At 59.8% G+C, this 22,052-nt stretch carries 19 protein-coding genes and 3 pseudogenes; 15 read left to right on the top strand and 7 right to left on the bottom strand.

Annotated elements, in window-relative coordinates:
* Window positions 1-36: 36 nt before the first annotated feature.
* From QA644_RS28680 to QA644_RS28670, 3 genes are read left to right on the top strand one after another with little or no spacing between them, the layout of a single operon-like run.
* Entirely contained in the window at window positions 37-972 is a 936-nt protein-coding gene (locus tag QA644_RS28680) for a sugar ABC transporter permease (RefSeq protein WP_022716144.1), read from the top strand.
* 16 nt (window positions 973-988) lie between these two features.
* Window positions 989-1,882 (top strand): carbohydrate ABC transporter permease, encoded by an 894-nt coding sequence (locus QA644_RS28675; RefSeq protein ID WP_027510397.1) that lies wholly within the window; start codon window positions 989-991, stop codon window positions 1,880-1,882.
* A gap of 39 nt (window positions 1,883-1,921) precedes the next feature.
* Window positions 1,922-2,668: an SDR family NAD(P)-dependent oxidoreductase gene (locus tag QA644_RS28670; protein WP_283072648.1), complete on the top strand. Its 747-nt coding sequence runs from the start codon at window positions 1,922-1,924 to the stop codon at window positions 2,666-2,668.
* A gap of 23 nt (window positions 2,669-2,691) precedes the next feature.
* Here QA644_RS28670 and QA644_RS28665 read toward each other — a convergent pair whose 3' ends face one another.
* From QA644_RS28665 to ltnD, 3 genes are all read right to left on the bottom strand, one after another.
* The gene (locus QA644_RS28665; RefSeq protein ID WP_283072647.1) at window positions 2,692-3,717 is read right to left on the bottom strand and encodes a LacI family DNA-binding transcriptional regulator; all 1,026 of its coding nucleotides are present in this window, start codon (window positions 3,715-3,717) and stop codon (window positions 2,692-2,694) included.
* Window positions 3,718-3,829: 112 nt separating this feature from the next.
* A complete protein-coding gene (gene otnI / locus QA644_RS28660; protein WP_283072646.1) occupies window positions 3,830-4,606 on the bottom strand; it encodes a 2-oxo-tetronate isomerase in 777 nt (258 codons plus the stop codon).
* Window positions 4,606-5,526: an L-threonate dehydrogenase gene (gene ltnD / locus QA644_RS28655; protein WP_283072645.1), complete on the bottom strand. Its 921-nt coding sequence runs from the start codon at window positions 5,524-5,526 to the stop codon at window positions 4,606-4,608. Before ltnD ends, otnI begins: the two co-directional genes overlap by 1 nt.
* Before the next feature lie 189 nt (window positions 5,527-5,715).
* Here ltnD and otnK point away from each other — a divergent pair, with 189 nt between their 5' ends.
* The 6 genes from otnK to QA644_RS28625 all read left to right on the top strand — a co-directional run bounded on the left by otnK (window position 5,716) and on the right by QA644_RS28625 (window position 11,363).
* Window positions 5,716-7,005 (top strand): 3-oxo-tetronate kinase, encoded by a 1,290-nt coding sequence (gene otnK, locus QA644_RS28650; protein ID WP_283072644.1) that lies wholly within the window; start codon window positions 5,716-5,718, stop codon window positions 7,003-7,005.
* Entirely contained in the window at window positions 6,992-7,633 is a 642-nt protein-coding gene (gene otnC, locus QA644_RS28645; RefSeq protein ID WP_074072178.1) for a 3-oxo-tetronate 4-phosphate decarboxylase, read from the top strand. Before otnK ends, otnC begins: the two co-directional genes overlap by 14 nt.
* A 46-nt stretch (window positions 7,634-7,679) precedes the next feature.
* A complete protein-coding gene (locus tag QA644_RS28640; protein ID WP_283072643.1) occupies window positions 7,680-8,573 on the top strand; it encodes an NAD(P)-dependent oxidoreductase in 894 nt (297 codons plus the stop codon).
* A 131-nt stretch (window positions 8,574-8,704) separates the two neighbouring features.
* Window positions 8,705-9,580, top strand: coding sequence for a pantoate--beta-alanine ligase (gene panC / locus QA644_RS28635; RefSeq protein ID WP_283072642.1), 876 nt, complete (start codon window positions 8,705-8,707; stop codon window positions 9,578-9,580).
* The gene (panB, locus tag QA644_RS28630) at window positions 9,580-10,410 is read left to right on the top strand and encodes a 3-methyl-2-oxobutanoate hydroxymethyltransferase (protein WP_022716154.1); all 831 of its coding nucleotides are present in this window, start codon (window positions 9,580-9,582) and stop codon (window positions 10,408-10,410) included. The genes panC and panB overlap by 1 nt, the downstream gene beginning before the upstream one ends.
* A 248-nt stretch (window positions 10,411-10,658) precedes the next feature.
* Window positions 10,659-11,363, top strand: coding sequence for a DUF899 family protein (locus QA644_RS28625; RefSeq protein ID WP_283072641.1), 705 nt, complete (start codon window positions 10,659-10,661; stop codon window positions 11,361-11,363).
* Window positions 11,364-11,890: 527 nt separating this feature from the next.
* On the opposite strand, the gene QA644_RS28620 is transcribed toward QA644_RS28625, so the two are convergent.
* The 3 genes and pseudogenes from QA644_RS28620 to QA644_RS28610 form a co-directional block, all read right to left on the bottom strand.
* A complete protein-coding gene (locus tag QA644_RS28620) occupies window positions 11,891-12,211 on the bottom strand; it encodes a transposase (protein WP_283072640.1) in 321 nt (106 codons plus the stop codon).
* 67 nt (window positions 12,212-12,278) lie between these two features.
* A pseudogene (locus QA644_RS28615) lies at window positions 12,279-13,164 on the bottom strand (HlyD family type I secretion periplasmic adaptor subunit); the annotation flags it as partial.
* A gap of 1 nt (window position 13,165) precedes the next feature.
* Window positions 13,166-13,621, bottom strand: a pseudogene (locus tag QA644_RS28610) (hypothetical protein); the annotation flags it as partial.
* Between the two features lie 477 nt (window positions 13,622-14,098).
* On the opposite strand from QA644_RS28610, the gene QA644_RS28605 reads away from it, so the two are divergent.
* From QA644_RS28605 to QA644_RS28580, 6 genes are all read left to right on the top strand, one after another.
* Window positions 14,099-14,983, top strand: coding sequence for an AraC family transcriptional regulator (locus QA644_RS28605; RefSeq protein WP_194730951.1), 885 nt, complete (start codon window positions 14,099-14,101; stop codon window positions 14,981-14,983).
* A 210-nt stretch (window positions 14,984-15,193) separates the two neighbouring features.
* Complete coding sequence (locus QA644_RS28600) at window positions 15,194-16,279, top strand: sugar ABC transporter substrate-binding protein (RefSeq protein WP_283072639.1); 1,086 nt, start codon at window positions 15,194-15,196, stop codon at window positions 16,277-16,279.
* A gap of 80 nt (window positions 16,280-16,359) precedes the next feature.
* Window positions 16,360-17,181 (top strand): ATP-binding cassette domain-containing protein, encoded by an 822-nt coding sequence (locus QA644_RS28595; protein WP_074073100.1) that lies wholly within the window; start codon window positions 16,360-16,362, stop codon window positions 17,179-17,181.
* Window positions 17,178-18,428 (top strand): sugar ABC transporter permease, encoded by a 1,251-nt coding sequence (locus tag QA644_RS28590; protein WP_239600455.1) that lies wholly within the window; start codon window positions 17,178-17,180, stop codon window positions 18,426-18,428. The genes QA644_RS28595 and QA644_RS28590 overlap by 4 nt, the downstream gene beginning before the upstream one ends.
* Before the next feature lie 25 nt (window positions 18,429-18,453).
* Window positions 18,454-19,182 (top strand): SDR family oxidoreductase, encoded by a 729-nt coding sequence (locus QA644_RS28585; protein WP_239600456.1) that lies wholly within the window; start codon window positions 18,454-18,456, stop codon window positions 19,180-19,182.
* Between the two features lie 2 nt (window positions 19,183-19,184).
* Complete coding sequence (locus QA644_RS28580) at window positions 19,185-20,819, top strand: FGGY-family carbohydrate kinase (protein ID WP_283072638.1); 1,635 nt, start codon at window positions 19,185-19,187, stop codon at window positions 20,817-20,819.
* Window positions 20,820-20,850: 31 nt separating this feature from the next.
* On the opposite strand, the pseudogene QA644_RS28575 reads toward QA644_RS28580, so the two are convergent.
* A pseudogene (locus QA644_RS28575) lies at window positions 20,851-22,051 on the bottom strand (iron chelate uptake ABC transporter family permease subunit).
* Window position 22,052 lies beyond the last annotated feature (1 nt).

Below are 22,052 nucleotides of genomic sequence, written 5' to 3'. Positions count from 1 at the left end.
ACGGCATGCTGCGATTGTCCATCAGGAGATAGAACCATGTCGACCGTGACATCCGGGGATACGACGCGCGGCCGGGTCGCATCGCTCATGCAGAACAACAACATGCTCGGCTTCTTGTTCATGCTGCCGGCGGCCATCTTTCTCGTATGTTTCCTCACCTACCCGCTCGGACTGGGTGTCTGGCTCGGCTTCACCGACACCCGGATCGGTCGCGACGGTATCTTCATCGGGCTTGAGAACTATCAGTTCCTTGCCAGCGATTCCGTTTTCTGGCTCTCGGTCTTCAACACCCTGCTTTATACGTTCGTTGCCTCCGTCTTAAAATTCGTGCTTGGCCTCTGGCTGGCGCTGCTTCTCAATCAGCACCTGCCGTTCAAGTCTTTCTTCCGCGCTATCGTCCTGCTTCCATGGGTCGTCCCGACGGTGCTATCGGGGCTGGCTTTCTGGTGGATCTACGATTCCCAATTCTCGATCCTTTCCTGGTCGCTGATGCAGATGGGGCTGATTGATGGACCGATCAATTTTCTCGGCGATCCCACCAATGCGCGGATCTCGGTGATTATCGCCAATGTCTGGCGCGGCATACCGTTCGTTGCCATCTCGCTGCTCGCCGGCCTGCAGACCATTCCCGCCTCGCTCCAGGAAGCCGCCTCACTCGACGGTGCAACCAGCTGGCAGCGGTTCCGCTATGTGACGCTGCCGATGCTGACGCCGATCATCGCCGTCGTGATGACGTTTTCGGTGCTTTTTACCTTCACCGATTTCCAGCTGATCTACGTGCTGACCAAAGGCGGGCCGGTCAATGCAACGCACCTGATGGCGACGCTGTCCTTCCAGCGCGGCATTCCGGGCGGCCAGTTGGGCGAGGGAGCTGCCATTGCGGTCGCGATGATCCCCTTCCTGCTTGCCGCCATCATGTTCAGCTTCTTCGGTCTGCAGCGCCGCAAATGGCAGCAGGGCGGCCAGGATTAACGGTCGGGAGACAATCATGAACGCCAACACTACCGATCAGGTTCTGACCGACAACGTCCAGGGGATGAGTTATCTCAATCGCCTGCCACGGCGCATCGTCATGCTCTATCTGCCGATGGCGGTCTTCGTCTTCGTGCTGCTCTTTCCGTTCTATTGGATGGCGATCACCGCCGTCAAACCGAACTCGCAGCTGACCGATTACAACAACTACAGCCCCTTCTGGGTGGTCGAGCCGACGCTGGACCACATTAAATATCTGTTCCTTGAAACCTCCTATCCGGGCTGGCTCTGGAACACGATGCTGGTTGCGGTCGGATCGACGGTGCTGTCGCTTGCAGCATCCGTTTTCGGCGCTTACGCAATCGAGCGCGTGCGCTTTACCGGATCGCGCCCGGTCGGGCTCCTTATTTTTCTCGCCTATCTCGTGCCGCCATCGATCCTCTTCATCCCGCTGGCCTTCATCGTCTTCAAGCTCGGCATCTATGATTCCAGGCTGGCGCTGATCTTTACCTATCCGACCTTCCTGATCCCGTTCTGCACCTGGTTGCTGATGGGCTATTTCCGGTCGATCCCTTTCGAGCTCGAGGAAAGTGCCTTGGTCGACGGCGCCAACCGCTGGCAGATCCTGGTGAAGATCATCCTGCCGCTTGCCGTGCCCGGGTTGATATCGGCCGGCATTTTCGCCTTCACGCTCTCGTGGAACGAGTTCATCTATGCGCTTACATTCATTCAGTCGTCGGAAAACAAGACCATTCCCGTCGGTGTTTTGACCGAGCTGGTGCGCGGCGACGTGTTCGAATGGGGATCGCTGATGGCCGGGGCTTTGTTCGGCTCGCTGCCCGTCGTGATCCTCTATTCGTTCTTCGTCGACTACTATGTTTCGTCGATGACCGGCGCGGTGAAGGAATGACGAAATTTGACTGTCAGCGTTCGTGAGAGAGAGGGGCGGATGAACAGGATTGATCTGGAAGGACAGCATGCGATCGTCACAGGGGGTGCACAGGGCATTGGTTTTGCAATCGCCAGCCGTCTCAGTGCCTCCGGTGCGGCGGTCACACTTTGGGACATGGATGGGCCGTTGCTCAAAAAGGCGGAGGCTGCGCTTGGCGCAGGAACTCGCAGCGCCGTCGCCGATATCTCACGCTGGGACCAGGTCGAGGCTGCCTATGCCGCCACTACCGCCGAAGGCCCACCGGTTTCGATCGTCGTCAATTCCGCCGGCATCGCCGGAGATGCAGCGCCGGTTGATACCTATGACATCGCCATGTGGACGAAGATCATCGATATCAATCTCACCGGCACCTTCTATGTCAACCGCGCAGTGGTCCCAGATATGAAGGCGCGCAACTACGGCCGCATCGTCAATATCGCCTCGATCGCAGGCAAGGAGGGCAATCCGAACGCTGCAGCCTATTCCGCCTCGAAGGCAGGCGTCATCGGGCTTACCAAATCGCTGGGCAAGGAGCTTGCCGGCTACGACATCGCCGTCAATTGCATTACGCCGGCAACCGCTCAGACGCGGATTCTGGAACAGCTGACGCCGGAGTTCATCGAATACATGCGCTCGCGCATCCCGCGCGGCCGCTTTTTGAAGGTCGAGGAGGCCGCGTCCATGGTCGCCTGGCTGGTGTCCAAGGAAAACAGCTTTACCACAGCCTCGACATTCGACCTGTCGGGCGGGCGTGCCACCTATTGAAGAACATGGCGCGCTTCAGCGCCTTAAGCCGTGGCGCCTGGAAAAATCTCGAAGCCTGTATCGACGATTGATTTCGTTTGCGGCCGCTCCGGCGTTTCGAATGCCTTTTCCACTGATGTGCGGCCAATCAGGAAGCGGTTGGAGCGCACCGTTGCAAGGGGCTGGGGCAGTTCGCGGCCAATATCCAGGCCATTGAAGCCAAAAATGGCAAGATCGTCGGGCATGCGCACGCCGGCACTAAGGCACTGGAAGACACCTCCGACCGCCATGTCGTCGTTGGAATAGATGATCGCATCGAGCTTCACCGGCTCGGCGAAAAGACGTGCGGTCATCTCCCGTCCGACACCGACGGAACTCGGCGCATCGGCGATCGCGTGGGCGGCAATTCGTAATCCCGCGTCGCCCAAGGCGTCACAAATCCCGTCGTAGCGCAGCCGCGCCCGCCGGTCGGCGTTCCAGTCATGACCGACATATCCGAACTGGCGGTATCCGCGCTCGATGAGGTATTGGCCGGTGGCGTAGCCAGCACGCCGATGCGACATGCCGACGGCGATGTCGATCGGCGTCGAATCGATGTCCATCATCTCGACAATGCGGATGCCGCTTTCAGAAAGCATGCGGTGGGTTGCCGGGGTATGATCGAAGCCGGCAATCAGGATGGCTGTGGGCTTCCATGACAGCAGTCCGCGAACGATCGTTTCCTCCAGATCAATGTCGTAGCCCGTAATGCTGATGACGGGCTGGTAGTCGCTGCCGCGCAAAGCGGCATGGACGCCTTGCAGAACTTCGGGAAAGACGATGTTGGACAGTGAGGGAACGACGACGCCAACCAGATGGGAATCGAGCGAGGCAAGCGAACCGGCAATCCGGTTGGGGACATAACCCGTCGCCCGAACGGCCTCCATCACCCGCCGGCGCGTTTCCTCTGCGACCGGCCCCTTGTTGCGCATGATCCGCGAGACCGTCGATTCGCCCACGCCGGCTCGAAGGGCGATATCCCTGACGGTCACCTTGCTTTTCCTTGCCGGCAGACGCTGTTTTTGCTGCATTAAGTCCTCCTGCTTCAGCCCGCAGGCGGCATCATCTCCAGTCGTTCACTGGCCCATACATCAAGGGCCAGCTCAACGAGACCCACACGATCGATTGCCGCAGCGCTTGTTCTCAGCGGCTTGCAAACGCATCAAGCCAGCTAAGACCTGCCACCGTCTTGCCTGCAGGACGATACTCGCAGCCCACGAAGCCTTTGTAGCCGAGAACATCTAGCTCTGTGAGCAGACGAAAATCGTCAAGTTCGCCGGTTGCGGGCTCGTTGCGCAGCGGCACCGAAGCAATCTGTACGTGGCCGATGAGCGGCATCAGCCGCCGGAGCCCCGTGAGCACGTCGCCGTGAATGATCTGACGATGATAGATGTCGAATTGCAGCTTCAGGTTTGGCCTCTTCAATGCACTGATAATGTCGGCAGCAAAGTCGAAGTTGTTGAGAAAATATCCCGGCATGTCCCGTGGGTTGATCGGCTCGATGACGATGTCGATGCCGCTTTCGCCTGCCCGATCGCAGGCGAATGCCAGAGAGTCGCGGTAAATCGCAATCGCGGCCGGATCCCTGCGCGAGGCCAGACCGCTCATGACATGCAGCGTGCGGGCGCCTGCGCTTCGGGCGTATCGCAAGGCGGTATCCACCGAGGTTCGAAATTCGCTCTGCCGGCCGTCGAGCGCAGCAAGGCCGCGTTCGCCGGCCTGCCAGTTTCCTGGCGGCAAATTGAAGAGTGCAACTGTCAGTCCGTTTTCGCGCAGGCGCTCGCCGATGACCTCCGGCGGGTGGTCATAGGGAAACAGGAACTCGACGGCGGAAAAGCCGACCATTGCGGCTGCCGCAAACCGTTCCAAAAACGCCACCTCGTTGAACATCATCGTAAGATTTGCGGCAAATTGCGGCATCACGCAGCCTCCGGCCCGCCGGGAAGCTCAATGCCCGTCACCTTTGCGATCAGCCTTGCGACGGAGGCATCATCGTCCCGGCCCATGCCGGCTGCAGCCGTCATGATGAACATCTGAAGTGCCGTGGACGTGATCGGCAGCGGAAACTTCATCCCGCGCCCAAGGTCCGATACGATGCCAAGGTCCTTCGTGAAAATATCGACGGCGCTCTTTGGCGAGTAATCACCTTGAAGGATGTGTGGAACGCGGTTTTCGAACATCCAGGAATTGCCCGCCGACGCTGTGATGACCTCATAGACCTTGTCGATATCAAGGCCGAGCGCCTTGGCAAAGGTTATCGCTTCACAGGCGGCCGCGATATGAACGCCGGCAAGGAGCTGGTTGACGATCTTGAAGGATGATCCGATGCCGGCCTGGTCTCCGAGTTCGTAGACCGTCATGGCGATCGCATCGAGCACGGGGCGCACATGGTTGAAAGCTTCGGGTCGTCCCGATGCCATGATCGTGAGTTCCCCGGCAGCGGCGCGCTTTGCGCCGCCGCTGATGGGCCCGTCAATATAGTTCAGACCAAGCGCGCCAGCGCGCTGTGCCAGATCTTCGGCCGTCTGCGGCGGCATCGTTGCAAAGGAAAGGATCGTGCCGCCCTTCGACATGCTCTGCGCCGCACCGCCCTTACCAAATAGAACCTGTTCTGTCTGGGCGCCATTGACGACCACGGTCACGACAACATCGGCGCCGGCAGCTGCTTCGGCTGGACTTGCAGCCCCTTTGCCGCCTGCCGCGACGAAGCGTGCTGTCGTCTCGGCGCTGATGTCGTAGCCGCCGGTCTTAAATCCTTTTTTCAGCAGTGATGTCGCGACGCCAAAACCCATCGATCCGAGACCGATGACACAGACCTTCAGGTTAACCGCTTCGCTCATGTTCGAAATCCATTGTTGCTTTCATCCGGTGCGGAATTGGCTTGAATTGTGATCCGCGAAAAACTAATGACAGCGCTGCCACTCTATGGTTAGCTTATCGGCGGAATGGATTGCAAGTTCTATTTCTCATCGGGGAATTGGACCCTTCGTCAGCCCGGGCATTCAACGCAAACAGGCAGGAGAAACGATGTGCTAATCGGTGCAGTAGCCGACGACATCACCGGAGCCACCGATCTTTGCCTCATGCTGTCGCGTGAAGGCATGAAGACCCTGCAAGTGATCGGCGTGCCCGAGGAGGGGGCTGATTTTGGCGATGCGGATGCGGTGGTCGTTGCGCTCAAATCGAGAACGATCCCTGCAGAAGAAGCCGTCAGGGCATCGACGGCGGCGGCCGGCAAGCTCATTGCCGCCGGCGCAGAGCAGCTGCTGTTCAAATATTGCTCGACGTTCGATTCCACCGATGACGGCAATATCGGGCCGGTCGCCGACGCGCTTCAGGATCTGACCGGAGGCGAGCTGACGATTGCCTGTCCATCCTTTCCTGCAACCGGCCGCACCGTCTATAAGGGGCATCTTTTTGTCGGCGACCGGCTCCTGTCGGAAAGCTCTCTGAAGGACCATCCCTTAACGCCGATGCACGATTCCGATCTCGTCCGCGTCCTGCAACGGCAGACAAGACGTCCGGTCGGTCTTATCGATTGGCCGGTGATCGCCAGGGGCGAAGACGCCATCCGGGCGGCTTTTGCGCAGCAGAAGGCGGCAGGAAAGCGCATCCTCGTTGTCGATACATTGTCGGATGCCGATCTGCGCACCATCGGGGCGGCCTGCGACGGCATGAAGCTTGTCACGGGCGGCTCCGGCATTGCCATGGGGTTGCCCGAAAATTTCAGAAAACGCAAAAAATTGCCAGTCCGCAAGGCCATGACCCGCATGATGGCGCCGGCAGGGCGCCGGGTCGTCCTTGCCGGATCCTGCTCGCTTGCAACCCGTGTCCAGATCGAGGTTGCCCGCAATGACGCTGCTGCGCTTCTGAGGCTTGATATTTCGGCGGTTGCCGATGGAAGCCAGAGCGCTGCAGAAATCGCCGACTGGGTGATTTCGCAAGACAAGGACCGTCTGCCGCTCGTTTATTCCAGCGCCAGTCCGGAGGAGCTTCAGAGCATCCAGGCGGCCATGGGACGGCACGAGTCCGGAGCGCTTGTCGAACAGACGCTGGCCGAGGTTGCCGAGCGACTGAAGCAGAAGGGCTTTACCCGCTTTCTCATTGCCGGCGGAGAAACTTCAGGCGCGGTGATCAATGCGCTCGGCGTCAAGACGCTTTCGATCGGCCCTGAAATCGATCCAGGCGTGCCATGGACCCGCAGCCTAAGCGGTCCGGACATTGTGCTGGCTTTGAAATCCGGCAATTTCGGCGCTCCGGATTTCTTCCTGAAAGCATGGGCGCAGCTTGAAACGGAGGGGTCGGATGCACGAGATTAACCGCCTGCGTGAAGAGATATGCCGTACGGGGCAGTCGCTGTTCGAGCGCGGGCTGACCTCCGGCTCGACCGGCAATATTTCGGTTCGCCTTTCCGATGGAGGTTGGCTGATGACGCCGACCAATGCATCGATGGGCTCTCTTGACCCGGCCCGGCTTTCCCTCTTCGACGCCTCGGGCAAACTCCTGTCCGGCGACGCGCCGACCAAGGAAGCATTTCTGCATTTTTCGATGTATGGCGAGCGCGGTGATGCCGGCGCCGTCGTCCATCTCCATTCGAGCCATGCAACAGCAGTCAGCATTCTGCGCGATATCGATCCTGAGGATGTCCTGCCGCCCTTGACCGCCTATTACGTCATGCGTGTCGGACGCTTGCCGCTTGTCCCCTATTTCGCGCCCGGGGACATGGCGCTTGCAGACGCGGTCCGGTCGCTCGCCGGGCGTCATCACGCGATGCTGCTTGCCAATCATGGGCCGGTCGTCGCCGGCACGACGCTTGCAAACGCCCAGTTCGCCACCGAAGAGCTTGAAGAAACTGCAAAGCTTTTTCTCATGCTGCAGCATCACGCCAAAAGGATGCTGACCGCAGAACAGGTCGATGACTTGCGCAAACGCTTCAACCTTCCTTAGGCCGCGTCGGCGGCGCAACTTCAAAACGATTGGACGGGAGAGAAAAATGGCTGAAATCGAGGAAAGAGTCGGATTTGTCGGTGTTGGACTGATGGGACACGGTATTGCGAAGAACATCGTCGAAAAAGGCTTCCCGCTGACGGTGATCGCGCACCGCAATCGCAAACCCGTCGAAGACCTGCTCGGCCGCGGCGCCCGCGAGGCCCATTCGCTTACGGAGCTTGCGAAAAATTCGACCATGATCTTTCTGTGCCTCACAAGCTCGAAGGAAGTGTCCTGCGTTATCGAGGAAATGCGGCCGGCCCTTGCCCCGGAAACGGTGATTGTCGACTGCTCGACCGGGGATCCAACGGTGACAATGCGTCTTGCCGAAACGCTTGCGGCGCAGAAAGTCTATTTTGCCGACGCACCGCTTAGCCGGACGCCGAAGGAGGCGTGGGAGGGGACCTTGGACTGCATGGTCGGTGCCGATGATGCGACGTTCCAGCGGATCCAGCCGGTGATATCGACCTGGGCGGCGAAGATCGTCCATATCGGCGGGGTCGCCGACGGTCATCGCATGAAGCTGCTCAACAATTTCATTTCGTTGGGCATGGGAGCTCTCTTTGCCGAGGCTCTGGCACTCTCCCGGAAGGTCGGAATCTCCGTGGAACGCTTCGACAGCGTCATCCGGGGCGGGCGCATGGACAGCGGATTTTACCAGACCTTCATGGGTTATGCTCTGGAAGGTAACCGAAATGCGCATCGCTTCACGCTTTCGAACGCGTATAAGGATCTGAAATATCTGGAATCCATGGCAAATGACGCGACGGTTGCCACGCCGCTTGCAAGTGCGGTGAAGAATTCCTATGCCGCGGCAGTGGCAGGCGGCGGCAACGGTCCCGAGGATTACGTGCCGCATCTTGCAGACTTCGTTGCCCGGAAAAACAATGTCGGTTGACCGCAGATCAAAGCAAGCGGCGGTGTGAAAGCAGTTTCAGCAGCTTCTAATCGATATTATCTTAGCAGGTAAGTTGACGCTTCGCGCGAAATCAACTTCTATCCGCCACCGCTTTTTGGGGAGGTTGAAGGATGCGTGTCGTAACAAGGATTGCCGAACTGCGGGAGCACATCGCGGCGATCAAGAATGAAGGCCGGTCCCTTGGGTTCGTCCCGACGATGGGGTACCTTCACGCCGGGCATATGGAACTGGTCGCGCGTGCACGCAGTGACAACGATGCTGTCGTCGTCTCTATTTTCGTCAATCCGCTGCAGTTCGGAAAGAACGAAGACCTTACGCGCTATCCGAGAGACTTCGAAAGGGACAGCGCCATGCTCTCTGCCGCCGGCGTCGATATCCTTTTTTCCCCAAGCGTTCAGGAGATGTATCCGCAGCCGATGCAGACGATCGTGGACGTGCCGGCGCTTGGCAGCGAGTTGGAGGGTGCCGTGCGGCCCGGACATTTTGCCGGCGTTGCGACCGTCGTGACCAAGCTTTTCAATATCGTTCAGCCGCATGCGGCCTATTTTGGCAAAAAGGACTACCAGCAGGTCGTAATCATCAAACGGATGGTCGAGGATCTTGCCCTGCCGGTCCGCATTGTCGCCGTCGAGACTGTCCGGGAGGCCGACGGGCTGGCGTTTTCATCGCGAAACAGTTACCTGACGGCGGACGAACGTGCCGCTGCGGTGATCGTTCCAAAGGCACTTGACGAAGCCGAACGACTTTACCGCGACGGAATCGACGAGCCGCAGGCTCTGGAGGCGGTATTGGCCGCGTTCATTGCACGCGAGCCGCTCGCCGTGGCTGAAGTCGTCGCCGTTCGCGATCCGCAGACCCTGACACGGCTTGAAACCTTGCGCGATCGGCAAGCCCTTGTCGCCCTCTTCGTACGGATCGGTTCGACCAGGCTTCTTGACAACAGGATCATCGGCCACCGGCGCCAAACCCAGTCGAGGGCTGCGTGATGAGCAAGCCTTCCAGTCAAAAGCGGCTGACACCATTTCGCATCCAGTCCATGAAGGGCTCAGCGCCGATCGTTTGCCTGACCGCCTATACGACACCGATGGCGCGCGCCCTTGATGCCCATTGCGATCTGCTTTTGGTCGGCGATTCCGTCGGCATGGTGCTCTACGGCCTGCCGAGCACGACTTCGGTTACGCTCGACATGATGATCGCCCACGGTCAGGCGGTCATGCGGGGAGTCTCGCGGGCCTGCGTCATCGTCGATCTGCCCTTCGGCAGCTACCAGGAATCGAAGGAACAGGCTTTTCGCAGTGCCGTGCGGATCATGCAGGAAACCGGCTGCGACGGCGTCAAGCTGGAGGGCGGCGAGGAGATGGTCGAGACCATCGCCTTTTTGACCGCGCGCGGCGTGCCGGTATGCGGACATATCGGACTGATGCCGCAACAGGTGCACACCGCCGGCGGTTACCGCTCGCTCGGCCACAACGAAAGCGAGATCGCCAGGGTCAGGCGCGATGCCCGAGCAGTCGGCGGATCCGGCGCTTTTGCAGTCGTGATCGAGGGAATGGTGGAGCCCCTGGCGCGCGAGGTGACCGCCTCGATCCACGCCGCGACGATCGGCATCGGCGCTTCGCCGGCCTGCGACGGCCAGATCCTGGTTGCCGAGGACATGCTGGGCGTCTTCACCGATTTCAAGCCCAAATTTGTCAAACGCTATGCCGGTCTTGCACAGACAATCGAGGAGGCGGCAAGCGCCTATGCTGACGATGTCCGGAATCGACGGTTCCCGGCCAAAGAACACACCTTCGACGTTCGACCTCCACCGCCTTGATCCGCAGGTTCGGCAAGCCATGTTCCAATAGGCTCGCCTCGGCCAAGTCGTCGTCGCCGGGTCGGCCGATCTTTCTTGGCATGCACCAAAAGACATTTATCAGCAGCGCTGTCGATTTCGGCGGCCGTCAATCGTCCTTGAACAGGCGAGCGCTCCAGTTCCGGAATGACGGCCGGCGCCTCGCGTTCAAAAGCCTGGGAGAGACGGCACACGGCTCCTCTCTCACGATCAGATCGATGGAGGATATTATGGCTGATCATCAGCACCTGACACCCGCAATCGAACTCGCCCGCAGAAACGGTGCCCGATTTCCGAATGAGAGTGAAGACTATCGGCGTGCGCGCGATGCGCTGCTTGCCGAAGAGATCGAGCTACGCCGCCACATAGAACGCGTCGCCGAGCAAAGGCGCGCTCTTCCGCCTGGGGGTGAAGTGACGAAGGAATACAGGTTTGAGGGAAAGACCGGTTTCGTGTCATTGAAAGACCTGTTCGCCGACAAGGACACGCTGGTTGTCTACAGCTACATGTTCGGTCCTGAACGTGAACGTCCTTGTCCTATGTGTACATCCTTATTGTCCGCCTGGGACGGGGAGGTGCCCGACATGCAGCAGCGCGTAGCGCTCGCAGTCGTTGCCCGTTCGCCCCTCGAAAGGCTGCTGTCGTTCAAGAAGGAGCGCGGTTGGCGCTATCTGCCGCTTTATTCGGACATTGATGGCGACTATAGCCGGGACTATCGCGCGCTCGGTAAGGGCGGCAGCGATGATGCGGCGTTTAACGTCTTCACGCGACGCGACGGTACGATCCGGCATTTCTGGAGCGAGGAAATGGGACCGGCGACAGCCGACCTGGGACAGGATCCGCGCGGTGCGCCCGACCTTATGCCCATCTGGACGGTGCTAGATTCCACGCCGGAAGGACGTGCGCCGGACTGGTATCCCAAGCTCTCCTACTAATTTAGGTTCGGAGATCTGAAGCGCAAATACGCCCCCGCGCCCGCCAGGACGATGCCGCCTCGCGATTAATGACCATTCCAGGGGTCTGTGCGATTTGCGCCAAGTTTATCGACGCATTGGCACTACCACGGGTCCTTGTCCTTGGCTGCTACCGCCTTTGGCCGCCGGGCCAGACGGGTATGGAGCACCCCGGCGGGCCGCGGCTGGCGAGATTGCTTTTGAAGAAACCGCCGAAGTTAATATCAGTGGCTTTGGCAAGCAAATTAGCACGCCTCCCCTGGGCCTTGATGGCTCGCAGTGGCGTCCATGAAGCTCCGATCCCTGGCGCTGCGTAACGAAGACCGGGGATCGCGCGACGACGGGAATGTCGTGAGGTCGAATCGAGGATTATGGGCATTCGGTCAGAAACGGGATCGGAAGAATCATTTAGTCGATAAGCGCCTTGCGCACGCCTCGTCGAATCCGATCCACTTATTCAATTAAGAGGCCGCGACGTGTTGAAGTCGCCACGGAGGCCCGGACACACCTCAGCACCGGACCACCGGCCCGTACCCCGCAAATCGCAATGGGCGGACCATGCGAATCTCGGGAAGATGGTGGTGGACGGAGACACGCATGCTTGCCGTTATGGCTTTCGCAAGCAGTTTCTTGAGCTTCTGATTTTCCAGCTCCAGCGCCCGCATTCGCTTGGCGTCGAGGCTAGCATCCTTGAGCTGCAATGAATGCCAGCGGTAGAAAGTCGGTTGGCTGATGCCATATCGCTGGCAGACATCAGAGACGGTCGCGCCGGCTTGATGTTCCTTGAGGATATCCGTGACTTCTTCATCGTTGAATTTTCGCTTGCCCATCGCGGCCGTCCTTGGAGGAACCGAATGAGGCATGCAAGTCCACAGGTTTTTCCAGTGACCGGATGCCTCAGTTCTCACGAAACGCCCTGTTGAAGCTGTCTAGCTAGGAGCGGTCGCAATGCATAGAGCGCCACGCTGCTCGTGCCTGTCCTTATCATTATCTGCGCCGGCATTCCGGGAACCATCTCCACATCGGTCATCCTCCCAAGACGTTCGTCCGTCACACGAATCGTCACTGCATAATAGGAATGGCCAGCCTTCTGATCGACCAAATGATCCGCGGACACATACTCGACCTTGCCCCTGAGAAGGGGGACCCGCCTCTGATTGTACGGGATAAGATGCACGTGTGCCTCGAGCCCCGGATGCACCTCATTGATGTCTTCCGGCTTCACGCGCGCTGCGATCACAAGATTGCTCGTGCGCGGGACAAGCTCAGCCAACGGTTCGCCGGCACCGATCACACCGCCTGTCGTATGGATGTGCAGATCCATGATCACCCCGTCCTCGGGCGCCCGGATCTCAGTTCTCGCCAATTGGTCATCGATCGCGCGCAATCGCTCGCGCAGCTGCAGAAGCTGGTTCTCCGTGTCGCGAAGTTTGAGCGCGACTTCGTTCAACCGGTCGCTGCGCAGTTTCACAAGGTAGGAATGAGCCTCGCTTATGACCTGGTGCGCGCGCGAAATGCGCGCAGTGACATCACCGATTTGGCCGCCGATATCTGCCTTTTCCCGCTCCAGGACAAGAACCCGGCTCTTCCTTTCCAAGCCCTTGGCGGTAAGCATCGAGACGGTTTCAAGCTCCCCATGGGAAATATTACGCCTCTGGATCAAGGCGGCTTTCTGGGCGCTTAAGCCCGCCACTTCCTCCAGCACCTGCTTTATCCTCTGCTGCGTGATAGCAATCTCCGATTGCATGACCTGCCGCCGCGCATCAAATATCCGCTGCTGTCCCGCCCGGCCCTGCTGCGACCGCCGTATTTACTGGGGCGAACACTGCGGTGTCGGTGCTGACGAGGGCGCCGAGAAAGGTTCCGTTGCCGCCGTTGCCGGCAAGATTGGCGTTGTCAGCGCTGCCGATCGCCAGGTTGCCGCTCCCACAGTGCCCGCCAAGACCAGCCATTTCGGTGGAGTCCTGATTGATCAGGGCGTTGTTGCCTTGTTGGGCGTCTGCGTCGGTCTGTGGACCGGCGATGGCCGAATTTGAGGGCATGAAGACAGCGAGTGTATTGCTGCTGATCGTCCCGACACTTGTGCCGTCGCCGCCGTTTCCTGCAGCGTTGTAGCCGGCATTGGCCGCAATATCGAGCGGCAGCCACGTCGGGACCAGTGCGAGATGTCCGGTGGCAATTGCACCCTGATTGGTGTTCGTGTCCTGTGCGTCTTCCGACAAAAGTCGTGATTCCGCCATCGTCGTATCTCCCAGCGACCTGGGCCGCAGTCATTTGCAGCGCGCACGGGCGCGTATCGGATGCTTATTTTGAAGCCTGTCGCGCAAAAAGGTGAGCCGGCAATTCGTCTACGTCCGTTTGGGGAGGCCGATAGCCAATCGGGTGTAGTTCGCAATTTGAACGCAAACCGCGCGTCCCGGATGTCCTCCTGTGCGGAGTTGCACGACTTCAGGCCCGTAGGCTTAGATAAGGCTGGTGTTTGGGGATTCATTCGAGGATCGGACACGCAATCTGCGCTAAATCAGAGACATGACAGACAGGAACTTGCGCGATCGGCCTACAAATCCCGACAGAATTGTCAAAAAAGTATCAGCGAGAGGTCGATGGCGTAGTAGCGATCGCTGATGCCTGCGCGTAAAGTCCCTTCAGATGATGACCTCTGGGAGGAGGCGCCATTGCCGGAGAAATTCCGGCTGAAGCGCAGGGAGGAAGGTTCCATGAATCCAGATTTGGAAGTGGTCGCGATCGGCAGCGGCGAGTCCTTCAAGGCCTGGGAGCATGGTTATCCCTACCGTACGGTCCGCTGGCACTTCCATCCCGAATATGAAATCCACCATGTCGTCGCGACGACGGGACAGTATTTCGTCGGCGATTTCATCGGCGAATTCGAGCCCGACAACCTTGTGCTCACCGGACCGAACCTGCCGCACAATTGGGTGAGCGACGTCCCGCCGGGCACATGCCTGCCGCTGCGCTGCCGGGTGCTTCAATTCAGCGAGTCCTTCCTTGCAGATGCCAGTCGGATTTTTCCCGAACTCTCGGCTTGTGCCGGCATTTTGGAAATGAGCCGTCGGGGTGCGCTGTTCACACCGGAAACGGCGTCGCTCGTCGGCCCGCTCCTTGGGGAGCTGGTGGAAGCTAAGGGAATTCGCCGCATCGAGCTTTTCATGAACGTGCTCGACGCGCTGAGTTCTGCGCAGGGCACGCGCACCCTCGCAAGCGCGCTTTATCATCCGGATCCCTCGGGCTTCATGTCAGCCGGGGTGAACCAGGCGCTGGCCTTTATCAACACGCATCTGACCGAACCTTTCAGCGAAGGTGACCTTGCCGAGTTGACCGGGCAAAGCCCAAGTGCGTTCTCCCGCAGCTTCCGTCGGCATACCGGCATGGCGCTCGTTCAATATGTGAACCGGCTGCGGATCAACTTCGCCTGCCATCTGCTGATGAGCGAAACCGCCATGTCGATAACCGACATCTGCTTTGCGGCCGGCTTCAATAATATCTCGAATTTCAATCGCCGTTTTCTGGATCAGAAGGGCATGGCGCCCTCGCGTTTCAGAACATTGCTGGCACAAAATGCAAGAGCGGTGGAGGCCGCTTAAAAAAGGGAGGACCGGGGAGGAGAAAACAAACAACCAGGGCAAGGCGAACGGGCACACAAGTGGCCCGAACGGGATTGCTTGTCCTCAAACCAGCCTGAGAAGCGCCGGTTAAGAAGGCGCCTCGGACGGCCGGATCGCACAAAGAGTGTCGAGTTCGAGCGAGCTTGAGACTTCGTTGAAACAGTTACCATTTGGTACGGAGAAATTCCAATGACCCACTTCGCATGGAAATTGGCAGGCGCAGCAGCGCTCGCCGTCGGTCTTCTCAGCGGCACGTCCGCTTTTGCGCAGTCTGCAAAGGTAACCGATGCAACGGTCGCCTTTCTGATGCCCGACCAGAGCTCCACACGCTATGAGGAGCACGACTATCCGGGCTTTGAAGCGGAAATGAAAAAGCTCTGCGCCGGTTGCAAGGTGATTTACCAGAACGCAAACGGCGACGCTTCGCGCCAGCAGCAGCAGTTCAACTCGGCGATCTCGCAAGGCGCCAAGGCGATCGTGCTCGACCCGGTCGATTCCACGGCTGCCGCATCGCTGGTCAAAATGGCGCAAAGCCAGGGCGTCAAGGTGATTGCCTATGACCGGCCGATTCCCTCTGCCGCTGCAGACTATTACGTCTCCTTCAACAATGAGGAAATCGGCAAGATGATCGCCAAATCGCTGGTCGATCATCTGAAGAAAAAGAACGTCCAAGCTAGCGACGGCGGTCTTCTTGAGATCAACGGCTCGCCGACGGATGCTGCCGCGGGCCTCATCAAGAAGGGCATTCATGCCGGTCTCGCCGAAGGCGGCTATCCCATCCTTGCCGAATTCGATACGCCGGAATGGGCTCCGCCGAAGGCGCAGCAGTGGGCGAGCGGACAGATCACCCGTTTCGGCAAGAAGATCATCGGTGTTGTGGCCGCCAATGACGGCACGGGTGGTGCTGCCGTTGCAGCCCTCAAGGCCGCCGGCATCGATCCTGTGCCGCCGGTCACCGGCAACGATGCGACGATCGCTGGCCTGCAGCTCATCATCGCGGGCGATCAGTACAACACCATCTCCAAGCCAAGCGAGATCGTGGCCGCGGCTGCGGCGAATGTCGCCATCCAGCTGCTGTCGGGCGAAACCCCGAAGGCCGATACCACGCTCTTCGACACGCCGACGCAACTCTTCACGCCGGCGCTCGTTACCGCCGAAAACCTGAAGGCCGAGATCATCGACAAAACCGTCAATGGCAAACCGATCCAGACCCCGGAGCAGCTCTGCACGGATCGCTACGCCGAAGGCTGCAAAAAGCTCGGCATCGGCAGCTGATCTATCCTCCCAGAAGGCCCTTCGACCGCTCTTGCGAGCGGTCGAAGGGCCTGAAATTCATGATGAAAGGCTCGCGACAGATGACTGACGCTTCCAACCAAGCAGCCCCGGCCGGCGAAGTGGTGCTCAGCCTAAAAGGTATCTCGAAACATTTCGGTGCCGTCTCGGCGCTCACCGATATCGATCTTGACGTTCACGCAGGCGAAGTTGTGGCGCTCGTCGGCGACAACGGCGCCGGCAAATCGACGCTCGTGAAGATCCTTGCCGGCGTCCACCAGCCGAGTTCGGGCGAGATCACTTTCCGCGGCAGCAAGGTGACGCTGGCCGACCCGAGTGCGGCGCTCTCCTTGGGGATTGCGACCGTGTTTCAGGACCTTGCGCTTTGCGAGAACCTTGATGTCGTTGCCAACATCTTCCTCGGCCGGGAGCTCAGTCCGTTAAAGCTTGACGAGACCGCGATGGAGGTTCGTGCCTGGACGCTGTTGAACGAGCTTTCGGCCCGCATTCCAAGTGTCCGCATTCCGATCGCATCGCTGTCGGGTGGACAGCGACAGACGGTGGCGATTGCCCGGTCCCTGCTTCTGGAGCCGAAACTCATCCTGCTCGACGAACCGACGGCCGCCCTTGGCGTTGCCCAGACGGCAGAGGTGCTGAACCTGATCGAGCGGGTGCGCGACCGCGGCCTCGGGGTCGTAATGATCAGCCATAATATGGAGGACGTGCGTGCAGTAGCCGATCGCATCGTCGTTTTGAGGCTCGGGCGGAACAACGGAGTTTTCTATCCCGATGCGTCCAACCAGGAACTCGTCACCGCCATTACCGGGGCGACCGAAAATGCAGTCTCGCGCCGCGCCGGCCGTCGTCAGGCGCAGCAGGATATGAGGCAGGAGGGTCAGATATGACCAGCGATGTGAAACAAACGGCAACGCTTCTGGATCGCGGCGATGTTCGCGTCAGCCACGATGCGGGCATTGGCGCGACGATCCGCTCTTCGATCGATAAGGTGCGCTCGGGCGATCTCGGCTCGCTTCCCGTGGTCGTCGGCCTGGTGATCATCTGGACAGTCTTCGGCACCCTCAACCCGACATTTCTTTCAAGCAACAACCTTGCAAACTTGCTTTTCGACGCCTCAACGGTCGGGGTGATTTCGCTTGGAATCGTTTGCGTGCTGATGGTCGGCGAGATCGACCTGTCCGTTGGTTCAATCAGTGGCTTTGCTTCCGCCATGGTCGGCATGCTGTGGGTCAATCAGGGTTGGCCCGTGGCGGTTGCGATCATTGCCGCCGTCCTTGTCGGCGGATTGATCGGCTCGCTCTATGCTCTGCTTTTCAATCGCCTTGGAATGCCAAGTTTCGTTTCGACGCTTGCCGGCCTGCTGGCGGTGCTCGGAATGCAGCTCTATCTGCTTGGCGCAACAGGCTCGATCAACCTGCCTTACGGCTCGTCTTTGGTGAATTTCGGCCAGCTGCTCGTCATTCCGCGTCCACTCGCATACTTGTTTGCGCTGCTGCCGGGCGTCGTGATGCTGATTTCAGGCTATCGGGCTGCGCAACGCCGCAGACAAGCCAATCTCTCGTCGCGCTCGATCGGTGCTCTCGTCGTGCGTGTCGCTGCAATCACGATCCTTCTCGAATTCGTCGTCTTTTATCTCAATCAGGATCGCGGCATCCCGTGGATGTTCGCGCTCTTCGTCGCGCTTGCGATCGTGATGAACTACGCGCTCACGCGGACTCAATGGGGCCGCTCGATGGCGGCCGTCGGCGGCAATCGCGAGGCGGCACGCCGTGCAGGCATCAATGTCCGGCTCATCTACACCAGCGCCTTCGTTCTCTGCGCCATGTTTGCCGCACTCGGCGGCGTGCTTGCGGCGGCGCGTCTGGCATCGGCAAGCCAGCAGGCCGGGACGGGCGACGTCAACCTGAATGCGATCGCAGCAGCCGTCATCGGCGGAACAAGCCTCTTCGGTGGCCGCGGCAGCGCTTACTCGGCACTTCTCGGCATCATCGTTATCCAGTCGATCGCAAGCGGTCTGACGATGCTCGATCTGTCTTCGGCCCTTCGCTACATGATCACCGGCGCAGTTCTTGCCATCGCAGTCATCGTCGACTCGCTGGCACGCCGGTCGAGAGTCTCGCACGGCCGCGCCTGATACAACTACGAAAGCAAGGATTGATATGGGACAGGAACTTTCTGGAAAGGTCGCAGCGATTACCGGGGCTGCCTCGGGGATCGGTCTTGAATGCGCCAAGTCTTTATTGCGGGAGGGTGCGAGCGTCGCTCTCATCGACAAGGCCGAAGAATCACTGAGGAGCATATGCTCCGAGCTGGGTGCGAACGCTTTCCCGCTGGCCGCCGATCTGACCAATCCTGCCAGCGTCTCAATGATGATGCCGCAGATTTTGGAGCGGTTCGGAAAGCTCGATATCTTTCACGCCAATGCGGGCTCCTACATCGGCGGGCAGGTCGTGGACGGCGATCCGGATGCCTGGGACCGAATGCTGAACTTGAATATCAATGCAGCCTTCCGATCGGTTCAGGCGGTCTTGCCTCATATGGTGGAGAGAAAGACCGGCGACATCATCATGACCAGTTCGATCGCCGGCCTGGTTCCCGTGGTGTGGGAGCCGATCTATACTGCGTCCAAACATGCCGTGCAGGCCTTCGTCCATACGGTGAGGCGCCAGGTCATAAAGCATGGCATTCGCGTCGGCGCGGTCGCACCCGGCCCCGTGGTGACGGCGCTGATCAGCGACTGGCCGCAGGAAAAACTCGATGAGACGATTGCCGCAGGAGGATTGATGGAAGCCAGGGAGGTCGCAGACGCCGTGCTCTTCATGCTGACGCGACCACGCAACGTGACGATCCGCGACCTCGTCATCTTGCCGCACAGCACGGACCTTTGACCATGGCGCAGTTCTTTATCGGCGTCGATGTGGGTACAGGCAGCGCGCGCGCAGGGGTCTTCGACGAGTACGGCATTCTGCGGGCGGCTGCAAAACGCCCCATCACGATCTGGTATGAGGCAGGCAGCATCGTCGAGCAATCGAGCGAGCAGATATGGAAAGCGGTCTGCGACAGCGTCAAGGAAGCTGTCGCAGCGGCGGGAATTCCACCTGCAGCTGTTGCCGGTCTGGGTTTTGATGCCACCTGTTCTCTCGTTTCAGTGACGGCCGACGGCGCCCCGGTCGCCGTTGGTCCCTCCGGCGACCCCAACCGCAATATCATCGTCTGGATGGATCACCGTGCCGCCGGTGAAGCTGCGGAAATCAATGTCGGAGACCATAAGGTCCTGCGTTATGTCGGCGGGCGGATCTCCCCGGAAATGGAAACGCCGAAGCTTCTCTGGCTGAAGCGCAATCTGCCGGCCTCCTTTGCCGCTGCCGGTCACTTCTTCGACCTTGCGGACTATCTGACCTGGCGCGCAACAGGCTCGCTCAGCCGGTCGGTCTGCACGGTCACCTGCAAATGGACCTTTCTTGCCCACGAGAACCGTTGGGATGCACGGTACTTCGAGGCGATCGGGCTCGAAGAATTGGCAGCCGAAGGCTTTTCCAGGATAGGCACGGACATCGTCGATCCCGGCACGGCGCTGGCAAATGGGCTCACCGAACAAGCCGCCGCCGATCTCGGATTGGCGGTCGCAACGCCGGTCGGAGCTGCGCTGATCGATGCGCATGCGGGCGGTGTCGGCACGCTTGGCGGGGCCGAGGCAAGCGGCGATTCGGATGTCAGAAACAGGCTTGCCTACATCTTCGGTACATCCGCCTGCTCGATGGCCTCAAGCGACAACCCGGTATTCGTCGATGGCGTCTGGGGACCGTACTTCTCGGCCATGGTGCCAGGGCTCTGGCTGACGGAAGGCGGGCAGTCAGCGGCAGGTGCTGCCATAGACCATCTTGTAACGATGCATCCCGCGTCCGGTGAAGCACAGGCGAACGCTGCCGCCGCGGGCGTGTCTCTTGTTACATGGCTTGACGGGCAAGCCACCGAGATGTGCCCGGACCTTGGGCGCGCCGTCGAGCTTGCCAAGTCTCTTCACGTCGTGCCGGAGTTTCTCGGAAACCGGTCACCGCATGCTGACCCCGACGCGCGGGCAGTCGTCGCCGGCATCGGACTTGATACAAACATTTCCGACCTGATTTCCCTCTACATCGCCGGCCTCTGCGGCATCGGCTACGGCCTCAAGCAGCTCTTGGAAAAACTGGCGCAGGACGGCATTACGCTTGACCTGATCGTTGCCAGCGGTGGTGCGGCGCAAAGCAATCTCGTGCGCCAGCTTCTGGCCGATACGACGAATCTGCCCGTGGCGATCGCCGACACCGAGGAGCCTGTGCTGCTCGGTGCGGCAATGCTCGGGGCCGTCGCGGGCGGACATCATCATTCCCTGCCGGAAGCGATGAAGGCGATGTCGCGTCTCTCCAAAACTTTCCATCCGACCGGTGGCGCGATTGCGGCTCTGCACAATAACAGGTACCGGGCTTTCGAACTGCTGCAGTCCGCAGACCGGAATGTCCGTTCGCTCTCATTGACCGGCGATTGATCGCTTCGCTGCTAAAGGCAGAAGGCGATGTCTATCGGGAGCGGCTCATTGCGATCAGAAAAAACGGGCCGCCGGCGAGAGCTGTCAGCAGACCTGCCGGTATCTGCCACGGAAAAATGATGGTTCTTCCCGTCCAGTCGGCCGCGATCAATATGAGTGCACCGTAAAAAGCGGATGCGAATATTTCGCCGGCCGGTCTTCGGAACCCCGTCATTCTCGCAAAGTGCGGCCATCAGCCCGACGAAACTGAGCGGTCCGATCAGCAGCGTGGCGACGGCTGTCGGGATCGCGATGAGGCAAAGGAGGATGGCGCGAACGGCAACGACACCGAGGCCCAGCGAGCGCGACACGGTTTCGCCAAGCGGCAAGACGGCGAGCCAGCGGATCGTCAAAGGCGCGACGGATAGAAGAAGGATCGTGACAGCGGCTGCTGCTGTCGCCTGAGTTGGAGTTGCCCGGTAGGTGGATCCCGAGAGCCAGGCGAGCAGGAAGTCCGTCCTCGGATCGCCGCTTGCAAGAGCGAGAGCTGCGAGCGCCGAGGCAAGCGTCGTCACAGATGTCCCCGCGAGCAGAAGCTTCTCCGGCGAAAGGCGCTGCCGGCCAGCGACAAACATGACGAGCGCGAGTGTTGCGAAGGCGCCGACGCTTGCGGCCACTGCCAGTGAAAGCCGATCGATGCTGGACGTGACGACAAAAAGCGCAAGTACGCCGAGGCTTGCCCCACCTGAGACACCGATCACTTCGGGAGCAGCCATGCTGTTTGTGGTCATCCGCTGAAGCAATGTGCCGCAAACGCCAAACATGGCTCCCGCTGCAAGCGCCACGCCGATCCGTGGCAACCGCAATTCGGCCAATTGACCGATCTCTGCTGCCGCGATGGAGCCCCAGCCGTTTGCACCCTTTCCGAAGAAAAAAGCAAGGCCTGTCGCAACAACAAGTGCCACGGCAAGCAGAAGAAGAGCCGGCATTCCGTGAGGAGTGACGGCAGCGAATGTGCCCTCTCGGCTGTCCAGGGACACGGTCTTCAAACGAAGCAGGAAGAAGAACAGCAAGGGTGCTCCGAGAAATGCTGTCGCAGCGCCTGCGGGAAATGCCACCTCCCTGAAGTGGAACTGGATCAGTTGATCGACCAGCCAAAGCTGCGAGGCGGCAATCAGTGGTGACCAGACCATGCGCTGCAGCAGCGTCCTTGCGCCGGCTATGCGCGCGAAGGCCGGGGCTGCGAGTGCAATG

The organism is Rhizobium sp. CC1099, assembly GCF_029714385.1.
Classification (GTDB): domain Bacteria; phylum Pseudomonadota; class Alphaproteobacteria; order Rhizobiales; family Rhizobiaceae; genus Rhizobium.
The sequence above is the reverse complement of the archived record's forward strand: the minus strand, read 5'-3'. Positions and strand labels throughout refer to the sequence as shown.